The organism is Sphaerospermopsis reniformis, from assembly GCF_005402885.1.
GTDB classification, from domain to species: Bacteria; Cyanobacteriota; Cyanobacteriia; order Cyanobacteriales; family Nostocaceae; genus Sphaerospermopsis; species Sphaerospermopsis kisseleviana.
Genome location: NZ_BJCE01000201.1, coordinates 1 through 9,775, shown reverse-complemented (window position 1 = coordinate 9,775; position 9,775 = coordinate 1). Strand labels below are relative to the sequence as shown.

Genomic DNA, 9,775 nt, shown 5'->3' with positions numbered 1-9,775 from the left:
AGGCTGATAAACACAGAAATTAGTGCAAGGGTTTTGAAGGGTATACCGGAAAAAGTGTGCATTTTTTGGGATTTCAAGAGATGGCAAAGAAATTTTCCAATCTCCTCCTGACTCCTGACTCCTGACTGGGCGAAGCATTCGGAAAATAGCCTTTTCATAAAATTGATAATTTGTCGTCCGAATGCTTCGCCCCTACGACTCCTGACTCCTGACTCCTGACTCCTGACTCCTGACTCCTGACTCCTGACTCCTGACTCCTATGCCCTCACGGAAAGACTTTCTCAGCAACCCCTAAGTGGAACAGGCATCTTGCCTGTTAAACAAGAGTTCAGAATATTAGACCTCTCCGAAAAAGATGTAGGGACAATTCATGAATTGTCCCTACGAATGGGTTTCAGGTTACGCTTATGTAATTTTCGGAGAAGTCTAATGTGTTAACCGGCGCTGGCGTTAACTGTATTAACTGTATTAGCTGCTTCCATCGCTTTTTTAGATGCTTCCGTCGCCCCCATGCGAATCTCAGAAGTGAAAGAAGCCATACTAAAACCACCAAACCGCTTGAGGACACTTACCCGCATCCGCAGATTAGGACTAGCAAACCACAGTCTTTCCTCAGACCACATGGTTTCATACTCAGTAATTAAAGTTAAAGCACCATCTTCACCCATTTTGTAAGTTCCTGCTACGGGTGCTTTTTCTGCATAACCCATTTCTCGCAGTAACTTACCTTCTCCGGGTTTATCTGCATCAGGTACGGTAACTAAAACCGTAGAACCTTCGTGTTTTTCTTCATCCCATTCCATTGTTCCCTTCCAGGTAACTCTTGCACCACAGGAAGCTGTACTGGGATGAACTTCATACTGTTCACACAGTTTGATCACCTCTGGATGATCTGCGGACAGCATTTCAATCACGATGTCTGATTTACCATCTTCCGATTGCTTAAAGGCTAAATGGTGACTTGTACGGTGAGAGAACCATTTCCCAGCACTTAATTCAAAAAACTCTTCAATATTCATGAATCAAATTATCCTGGCGCAAAATACAAAGTAAGTAAGGAGTCAGGAGTCAGGAGTCAGGAGTCAGGAGGAGGCAGTGCAGTCTTGGGGTTTACCCAAGTGGAGCAACTGCCGTTCAGGAGTCAGAATGTTTAAGAAATTTGTTGGTTATCAAATAGGTATTTTGGGCGTAAGCCTCAAAAGCTGACTGCTGACGACTGATAGCTGAATGCTTACCACTTTTATTATTAAACGTTAACAGGAAGCGTTGCCTAAACTTGATTTTCTATTTCTTGGAGTCTCTTGAGAGAAATCGTCGCAGCTTGGGCAACATGAGGATGACTATCTTTTTCTAAGTATTTCAAGGCTGAAACACTCTTGGGAGTAGGGAGATTACCCAAAGCTTCTGCTAGACGCTGCCGTACTAACCAATCTTCGGCTTGGGCAAAGCGCAGGATGTGATCTACAGATTCTATATCCCGTATTTCTCCCAAGGCTGAAATAGCAGCTTGTTGGATAACTACTTCTTGGCTATTCAGTGCTTGAATTAAAATATCATGGGCGCGGGAGTCTTTGATATTACCTAACGCTACAGCGGCACTAAATCTAACTAACCAATCTGTATCTTCATAAAATGCCCGTGATAGTGCTTCCAATGCTCTGTTATCACCCAAATAACCCAAAGCACCGGCAGCGTCAGCACGGATACCATAATCTGGGTCAGTTTCCAAAATTCGCACCAGAATAGGATAACATTCTGGGGTTTGTTTGATACCTAAAGCAAATACAGCCATTGAGCGCAGTTGCAGAGATTCATCATCCAATACTTTTTTAATCAAAGGTACAGCATCTTCTGAGGGAATATCGCGGAGGTTGGCAAGGGCTACCATGCGATCGCGCAAATTTGGACTTTCTAACTGAGTAGAAATTATCTCTAAGTTGGGAGCAGTCATTTATATGAAATCACTATCTTTACCTATCTTTACTTTAACTTAATCAACCAAATCTACCCCAAGTCTTATGTTTGTCTACAAAAATAGCCGTTATATGTAACATATAAACTGTATCTTAGGTATGAAGAGAATACTGAAGGCTAAACGTAGGGTTATAAGGAACGACTGTTGGAAACAGCGTTTAACCTTCAGGAGAAAAACAATGGTTCAACTCAGCGAACGTCCTGGCGTAAAAAAAATCTCTAGCTCACAAGATAAGTTCATTTACGAAATTGGTGCGATGTATGATGCTGAACATCGCTTTTTAGAAGCTCAACAGATGATGTGGCAATGTTGTCAAAACAATCAATTGAAGTCTTTAATTGAGACACACATCCGCGAAACTGAGCAACAAATTAGAAATTTAGAGCAGGTTTTCACCACTCTGGGACAACAACCACAACGAGTTACTTGTGATGCTGCTGCTGGTGTGATCAGTGACGGTCAAAAATTCATGCTTTTGGCTGCTGACAGTCCAAAAATTCTCGAACAGGGAATAGCAGGTGGACAGTTAGTAGTAGAACATTTGGAAATTGCTTGTTATCGGTGCTTGATCAAAGGTGCTGAACAGATGGGACAAAACCAAGTGGTACAGTTGCTACAACAGAATTTGCAGCAAGAAGAACAAACAGCGCAAAAACTAGAGCAGTTACTACCACAGTTACTTCAACAAGCTCAGTCTGGTGACGGAAAAACTACGGCTAAATCTCGCTAATTTACCAATTGACAATTGATAATTGATAATTGATAATTGATCCATTCTTCAAGTCTCCCTTTCTTCAGCGGAAAAAGATCAAAGTTTTCCATTGGACAAGTCAATCTTTTTTCTTTCAAGGATAGGTAATTTTCAATTGCACATTATTAATTGTCAGTTTTTGCAAGCGGTTAGCGTTGAAATAAGCTAATTAATTTGTAGGGACGTTCCAGGTAGCGTCTCTACATTTTTTATTAATTGGGAATTGGGGAGAAAAATTTTAGATTTTAGATTTTAGATTTTAGATTTTAGATTTTAGATTTTAGATTGGAGTTGAGAAAAACAATCCAAAATCCTTGCAGCCAAAATTCAAAATAAATAACTCTTGACTTCTGACTTCTTTAAGGGCGTTCGCGAAGCGTGCTGGAAGCATCAGCATTCGGGCGATAAATTATCAATTTTATCAACAGGTGATTTTCCTGTAAGGGCGAAGCATTCGGGCGATAAATTATCAATTTTATCAACAGGTGATTTTCCGAATGCTTCGCCCCTACTTCGCCCCTACTTTAGACTTGGTGGCAAAATCAAATTATCAATTTGATGAATTACACCGTTACTTGCTGGAATATCTGCTTTTGTTACTTGAGCATCATTCACAGATACTCCCTTAGAAGGATTGACTAGAACCTTAATGGGATCTCCTTGTAAGCTGGTGACTTCTCCAGATTTTAAATCACTAGAAAGAACTCTACCTGGTATGACATGATAAGTTAAGATTTTCACCAAAATCTCTTTGTTCTCTGGCTTTAACAAATCCTGCACCGCGTCCTGTGGTCGTTTGGCAAAGGCTTCATCTGTGGGCGCTAAAATTGTAAATGGTCCAGCACCTTGCAAAGTTTCTTTAAGTCCAGCCGCTTCTAAAGCTTTGATGAGGGTTTTAAAATTACCTGCTGATTCAGCAACTTCTACAACGTTTTTGGTTTCTGTGGTCTGGGTTGGTGGTGTGACTCTTGGAGTTTCGCTAGGTGCAGTACCACGGTTGTAAGGAGGTTCGTTGAAAATACTTGGTCTAGGATTCAGCACTCCATCGCCGCTAGACTGGGCTATCTGTGTTGTAATTGTTGTAATTGTTGTAATTTTGATGTTGCCATCATGATTTGGCACTACTTCTGCTCTAGATGGTAAAGTAATCAGGAGATTAACTCCTGTTACTCCCAGTATTCCAGCGATATTGGTCAATAATTTGCTGTAATTAGCCTTCATAAATTTTTTTGTCTTTACTTTTGACAAGCTACATAAAAACTTATAACATTTCATTAAACCAAGGGAATAGGCAATTGGCAATTGGGAATTGGGAATTGGGCATTGGGAATTGGGAATTGGGAATTGGGCATTGGGTGTACGGATTGTTGTTCAATAATTAAATAGAAATAAGATTCCTATATCAGCTAATGCCTACTATTAGCATTTTGGGGATCACGGTTTCTTGTACGTTGATCTGTTTGAATTATCGTCGCCTCTACCAGTCAGTTATAGACAACTATACTTTTTAAACACATCTAATTTTACTCATATTAATTGTTTTGGAGTGATTTAAAATATTATAACAAATCTCAATATATAATAACCCAAGTTGCTAGTTAAGAATAGGAGTCGTAGGGGCGAAGCATTCGGCCGACCAATGATCAATTTTATGAAAAGGCTATTTTCAGAATGCTTCGCCCGTACTTCGCCCCTACTTTGCCCGTACAGGAGTCAGGATAAAGAATCAATTATGATAGTATTCCCTGGTTTTTTCCTTTCTATTTCTCCTTTTCACTTCCATTTGAGAGCCTTTCTTGCATAACTAGCAACTTACGTTAATAACATTATTTTGTAGTTGTGTCAATCAGTTGTTAATATCTGACTATATATCTATATATGACTATATTTTTGTTATTCAAACCCAATACTTAAATTTTATGATTTTTATGGTTTGATGATTCTTGATGAAAAATGATTAGTGTTAACCGCCTCTGTAGTCAAAGCTGTTTCATGGAGAGTTAAAATACCCATTAGCAGATAATTATAAATTCTCAATTTTCAAGTAATCCCAAAAATTACATCAATCACCACTGAATAGTTACTAGAAAAATTACTTAAACTCAAGATAGAATTGTAAAATAGATAAATAAGTTAGTTAGCACGGAATAGAATATGCTGGAATTATATCAGTGGGAACTATCTCAATATTCAGAAAAAGTGCGTCTATGCCTTGATTATAAAGGCTTAGAGTATCGTAAAATTGAAGTCACTCCCGGAATTGGACAAGTAGAATTGTTTCGTTTGACTGGTCAGAAACAAGTACCAGTATTAAAGGATGGACATAGATATATTGTAGATTCAACGGAAATTGCTAAGTATTTAGACTCGGAATACCCAGATCGTCCACTGATACCAAAGGATAAGAAAAAACGCGCTCAGGCGTTATTATTAGAAGATTGGGCAGATGAGACAATGGGAATTAAGGGTAGAAAAGCTTTGTTTGCTGCGATCAGTCAAGATCAAAATTTCCGCAAATCTTTATTACCAGTCTCCACACCAGATATTTTGAAATCTGTGGTTGAAGGTGTACCAGGTGATTTTCTCAATGTCTTGGGTTTTGGGGTGGGTTTTACTCCTGATATCATAAATTCTGCGATCGCTAGTTTAAAACAAGATTTAGAAATCCTCACAGAACTATTAGCAGATAGTCCTTATCTGTTGGGAGATGAACCCACTATAGCTGATTTAGCAGTTGCAGGATTATCAATATTATTGAAGTTTCCACAAGGTCCTTATTTGGATTTACCAGAATCTCTCAGAGGTAAAGGATTACCAATTTTAGCCGATAATCCTGATTATGAACCATTTTTCACCTGGCGCGATCGCCTCTATGAACAATTCAGAAAACCGTTAACAGGTAAACCCCCCGCTACCGGAAACCAACCTACTTCGATAGAAATTGATTAATTTAGGTGATAGGTGATAGGTGATAGGTGATAGGTGATAGGTGATAGGTGATAGGTGACTGGGAAGATGAATAACCGAATTACCAATTACCAATTACCAATCCCCAATTACCAATTCCCCAATTCCCAATTCCCCAATTCCCAATCCCCAATTACCAATTCCCAATTACCAATTCCCAATTACCTATCCAAAATGAATTCAGGACAACCATTAGGTTCAGTTATTGAAGGTTCTCTCACTGGAGGTTTAGAAGTAAGATTACACCCGGATATCTCTGTAGAAGATATGCGGGTAGGTAAATTTCTTGTAGTTCAAGGGGTGCGATCGCGTTTTTTCTGTATGCTAACAGATGTATCTTTAGGAACAGCAAATGCGCGAATTATCGCTAACCCCCCTGGTTGGGAAGATACTTTTTTACGGGAGATTTTAGCGGGAAGCGGTACTTATGGGATGATCAACCTCGCACCCATGTTGATGTTTACCCCGGAAACCAATGAATCTTTTTTCTCTGTTAACGGTAAATCTTTCAATACCTTTGTACCATCTGCTACAGGTTTAGCTTCTTTCCAACCTCAAACCAGCACTACAATGGAATTGCTACCTGTAAAAACTATACCTAGTCATTTTAGCCAAGTTTACGAAGCTAATGAAGAGGATTTTCGGCGGGTGTTTGGTTGGGAAGATGACCCCCACAGAAACAACTTCTCTATCGGTAAACCCTTAGATATGGATGTACCGATTTGTATTGATTTAAACCGTTTTGTGGAACGAAGTAATGGCGTTTTTGGTAAATCTGGGACTGGTAAATCGTTTCTGACACGCTTACTTTTAGCCGGTGTGATTCGTAAAAATGCCGCTGTTAACTTAATTTTTGATATGCACTCAGAATATGGTTGGGAAGCAGTGGCAGAAGGTAAAGAAGTTAACACGGTTAAAGGTTTAAAACAGTTATTTCCTGGTAAAGTCGAAGTTTATACTCTTGATCCAGAATCAACTAAGCGTAGAGGTGTCAGGGATGCACAAGAACTATATTTAAGTTATGAACAAATAGAAGTAGAAGATATTAAGTTATGTGCTAGAGAGTTAGGTATTACCGAAGCAGCTTTAGACAATGCTAATATCTTATGTAATGAGTTAGGTAAATCTTGGATTCCTCAATTGTTCAACATGACCAGTGAGGATATTAAAATGTTTTGTGAAGACAAGCCAGGACATCCAGGCTCAATCACTTCTTTGCAGCGTAAATTATTACGTTTAGATAGTTTAAAATATATGCGGGCAGTTTGTCCCCAGAACTATATTAAAAAAATAGTACAATCTTTGGAAGCTGGCAAAAATGTAGTGATAGAATTTGGGTCTCAGTCAAATATGCTCTCTTATATGTTAGTGACGAATATGATCACCAGACGTATACATGAGCATTATGTCAAAAGAGCAGATAAATTTCTGCAAAGCAAAAATCCCTTGGATCGGCCAACACCATTAATGATTACAATTGAAGAAGCCCATCGTTTTCTTGATCCCGCAGTGGTTCAAAGTACCATCTTTGGGACTATAGCTAGGGAACTGAGGAAATATTTTGTAACACTTTTGGTAGTTGATCAGCGTCCGTCTGGGATAGATAATGAAGTTATGTCCCAAATTGGTACTCGCATCACTGCTTTACTTAACGACGAGAAAGATATTGATGCTATTTTTACAGGTGTATCGGGTGGGGGAGCTTTGCGTTCAGTCTTAGCTAAGTTAGATTCTAAACAACAAGCTTTAATTTTAGGTCATGCCGTACCCATGCCAGTAGTAGTGCGTACACGTCCCTATGATACGGTGTTTTATGGGGAAATTGGTGATCAAGTGTGGGAAGAAAAGTCAGATGCAGAAGTTTTTGCGGCCGCAGAACTCGCTAAAGCTGACTTAGGTTTTTAGTAATTCCAGGGTGATTGGTGATTGGTGATTGGTGATTGGTGATTGGTGATTGGTGATTGGTGATTGGTGACTGGGGATTGGTGATTGGTGATTGGTGACTGGGGAAAATAAGATATTACTTCTTGCCTTCTGCCTTCTGTCTTCTGCCTCCTGAACTCCTGAACTCTTATAAATTCGTGACATCCCTCCATTGGGGTAGCTTGATAAGTTCGGTTATCCGGCCACTTGTAAGCAACAGAAGAGGGGTTTTTAACGTCACTATAGATATGTGGTACTCCTGTAGGGGCGAAGCATTCGGAAAATAGCCTGTTCAGAAAATTGATAATTTATCGCCCGAATGCTTCGCCCTTAGAGGAAAATAGCCTGTTCAGAAAATTGATAATTTATCGCCTGAATGCTTCGCCCTTAGAGGAAAATAGCCTGTTCAGAAAATTGATAATTTATCGCCTGAATGCTTCGCCCTTAGAGGAAAATAGCCTGTTCAGAAAATTGATAATTTATCGCCCGAATGCTTCGCCCTTAGAGGAAAATAGCCTGTTCAGAAAATTGATAATTTATCGCCTGAATGCTTAGTCCTGACGACTCCTGACTCCTGCTATAGTTAGGGTTTTAAGGAAGTTGAAAATAAAATTTAGCAGCCAGTCCATTCTACTATATAATAGGAAGATTTAGCTGCTGCTCTTTACTATCTGCCAAATTTACCGTACCATAAGAAAAGTAAAACTCATACTGACTTCGTGTTTGACAAATGCTGTCATCCGCAAAAGAAAGGAAGAATTCTTGAAAACCAACCAGTGTGCTTCTAAGATATTCCAAAATTAAAGGAGGGTTGGGGGAACCCATGCCAGGGTAGCACCGTCGTGACAACGGCTATATCAATAAATAGATTGCTTATAGTAGCTTTGATGATGTCTATGGATGTGTATGCCACCCTTATTAATTCACCCTAGTTGAGAAAAGATTGATTTTGTATAGGGAGTAGAGGACAACGCACCAATGCCTACTGTTAACAACGAAAATGAAAACCTGAATGCCAAATTTACGGCTGATATGGTGCGAACCTATCTGCGGGAAATTGGACGTGTGCCACTGCTAACCCGTGAGCAAGAGATTGTTTATGGGAAGCAGGTGCAGCAAATGATGACGCTTCTGGAAGCTAAAGAAGCTTTAGCGAAAAAACTAGACCATGAACCTAGTTTAGCAGAATGGGCTGCCCATGTTAACCAATCAGAAAATGAAGTTAAACATACGGTGGCGTTGGGTAAGCGAGCCAAGCAAAAAATGATTGAAGCGAATTTGCGCTTGGTTGTGGCTATTGCCAAAAAATACCAGAAGCGAAATATGGAATTTCTGGATTTAATCCAGGAAGGAACATTAGGTTTAGAACGGGGGGTAGAGAAATTTGATCCCATGCGGGGTTATAAATTCTCGACTTATGCTTACTGGTGGATTCGGCAAGCGATTACACGAGCGATCGCTCAACAAGGTCGCACTATCCGCTTACCTATCCATATTACCGAAAAGCTGAACAAAATTAAAAAGGTGCAACGGGAGTTGGCACAAAAGTTGGGCAGGTCCCCAACACCAACAGAAATCGCCAAAGAACTGGAATTAGAACCTGCTCAGATTCGTGAGTATCTGAATATGGCACGTCAACCAGTTTCTTTAGATGTGCGGGTTGGTGATAACCAAGACACCGAACTGCAAGAAATGTTGGAAGATGAAGGTCCATCTCCAGAATATTACACCAATCAGGAATTTTTGCGCCAAGACTTAAATAACCTGTTGGCAGAACTCACACCCCAACAACGGGAAGTTTTAGCTTTACGGTTTGGTTTAGAAGATGGTAATGAAATGTCCTTGGCGAAAGTTGGTGAACGGTTGAAACTTAGCCGTGAGCGAGTCCGTCAACTAGAACATCAAGCACTTGCACATTTACGCCGTCGTCGCGCCAATGTTAAAGAATACGTTGCCAGCTAAAAGCGTAGACAAGCACCTGCTTGTGAGAAAATATGACTTTTGGCGGGTTGCCTCCTGATTTCAGGGGGCAATTTTTTTAGTTAGGGTTTGCTGAATAAACCTAAAACCTTGATATATCAAAGGTTAGAGGCTGATAAACACAGAAATTAGTGCAAGGGTTTTGAAGGGTATACCGGAAAAAGTGTGCATTTTTTGGG

General features: G+C 39.8%; 8 protein-coding genes. 4 read left to right on the top strand and 4 right to left on the bottom strand.

Annotated elements, in window-relative coordinates; all coding sequences use genetic code 11:
- Positions 1-434: 434 nt before the first annotated feature.
- Together FFR48_RS21260 and FFR48_RS21255 are read right to left on the bottom strand one after the other, a co-directional pair.
- The gene (locus FFR48_RS21260) at positions 435-1,019 is read right to left on the bottom strand and encodes a phycobiliprotein lyase (RefSeq protein ID WP_137668755.1); all 585 of its coding nucleotides are present in this window, start codon (positions 1,017-1,019) and stop codon (positions 435-437) included.
- Between the two features lie 251 nt (positions 1,020-1,270).
- Positions 1,271-1,951 carry a HEAT repeat domain-containing protein gene (locus tag FFR48_RS21255; RefSeq protein ID WP_137668754.1) on the bottom strand — a complete coding sequence of 227 codons (681 nt, stop codon included), beginning with the start codon at positions 1,949-1,951 and terminating at the stop codon, positions 1,271-1,273.
- 202 nt (positions 1,952-2,153) lie between these two features.
- Here FFR48_RS21255 and FFR48_RS21250 point away from each other — a divergent pair, with 202 nt between their 5' ends.
- The gene (locus tag FFR48_RS21250) at positions 2,154-2,705 is read left to right on the top strand and encodes a YciE/YciF ferroxidase family protein (RefSeq protein ID WP_096566173.1); all 552 of its coding nucleotides are present in this window, start codon (positions 2,154-2,156) and stop codon (positions 2,703-2,705) included.
- 540 nt (positions 2,706-3,245) lie between these two features.
- Here the strand turns inward: FFR48_RS21250 and FFR48_RS21245 are convergent.
- The gene (locus tag FFR48_RS21245) at positions 3,246-3,947 is read right to left on the bottom strand and encodes a fasciclin domain-containing protein (RefSeq protein WP_137668753.1); all 702 of its coding nucleotides are present in this window, start codon (positions 3,945-3,947) and stop codon (positions 3,246-3,248) included.
- A 933-nt stretch (positions 3,948-4,880) separates the two neighbouring features.
- Between FFR48_RS21245 and FFR48_RS21240 the strand changes: the two genes are divergently transcribed.
- Positions 4,881-5,675 carry a glutathione S-transferase gene (locus FFR48_RS21240; RefSeq protein ID WP_137668752.1) on the top strand — a complete coding sequence of 265 codons (795 nt, stop codon included), beginning with the start codon at positions 4,881-4,883 and terminating at the stop codon, positions 5,673-5,675.
- 192 nt (positions 5,676-5,867) lie between these two features.
- Entirely contained in the window at positions 5,868-7,598 is a 1,731-nt protein-coding gene (locus FFR48_RS21235; protein ID WP_137668756.1) for a helicase HerA domain-containing protein, read from the top strand.
- On the opposite strand, the gene FFR48_RS21230 is transcribed toward FFR48_RS21235, so the two are convergent.
- A complete protein-coding gene (locus tag FFR48_RS21230; protein WP_162501928.1) occupies positions 7,587-7,781 on the bottom strand; it encodes a hypothetical protein in 195 nt (64 codons plus the stop codon). The two genes, FFR48_RS21235 and FFR48_RS21230, sit on opposite strands and share 12 nt — an antisense overlap.
- Before the next feature lie 813 nt (positions 7,782-8,594).
- On the opposite strand from FFR48_RS21230, the gene FFR48_RS21225 reads away from it, so the two are divergent.
- Positions 8,595-9,578, top strand: a complete 984-nt coding sequence (locus FFR48_RS21225) for an RNA polymerase sigma factor, RpoD/SigA family (RefSeq protein WP_137668750.1) — start codon at positions 8,595-8,597, stop codon at positions 9,576-9,578.
- Positions 9,579-9,775: the final 197 nt, after the last annotated feature.